The following is a 605-nucleotide window of genomic DNA, read 5'->3' as shown; positions in this document are numbered from 1 at the left end:
CCACGTTCGTCACCGCGCCGGACTTCGCCGCGGCCTCCCGCAGGAGCTCCACCTCGGCCGCCGCCGGTTCGTCGCCCGCGTCACCGAAGATGCCGAGCCACGGACTGCTCAGCCGGCTCGCGATCTCCGTCAGCGCAGCCAGTTCCTTGCCGCCCTGGCCACCGACGCTCACGGCCGCGCCGAGCATGCGGTCCGCGGCCACCATCAGCGCCGCCGTACCGCCAAGGTCGAATCCGACCACTCCGAGCAGATCGACGGGCACCCCACGGTCCACGAGCCAGGCGAGGGTGATGTCCGTCGCGGCCAGCACCTGCTCCCGCGCCGCTTCGCCGTCGATCCGCGGCGCGGCCGCGAGCCAGCCCTCGGCGGCCAGGCTCGCGATCAGCAGTCGCACCCCGTCGGTGACCCGGTCCGCCTCGTGTAGCACGACCAGCCCGCCGCGTACCACGTTGTCGGGTTCGGCGTAGGTCAGTTCGATCGCGCGGCCGTCCTCACGCTGGTAGTGCTCCGTGTGCGTCTGGGTCATCCCCCTACTCAACCATCCGGGAGTGAACAGAAGTCAACTTTCCGTGTCACTGAGGCCACACGTTAACGTGACTACAGCA

General features: G+C 70.1%; 1 protein-coding gene. It reads right to left on the bottom strand.

Annotation, left to right across the window (positions count from 1 at the left end):
- Positions 1-526, bottom strand: a 526-nt coding sequence (locus ACYU7Q_RS21850; protein ID WP_460611577.1) for a dienelactone hydrolase family protein, incomplete at its 3' end; no start/stop codon positions are given.
- Between the last annotated feature and the right edge of the window lie 79 nt (positions 527-605).

The organism is Hymenobacter terrigena, assembly GCF_054776515.1.
This window is presented reverse-complemented; position numbering and strand designations above follow the sequence as displayed.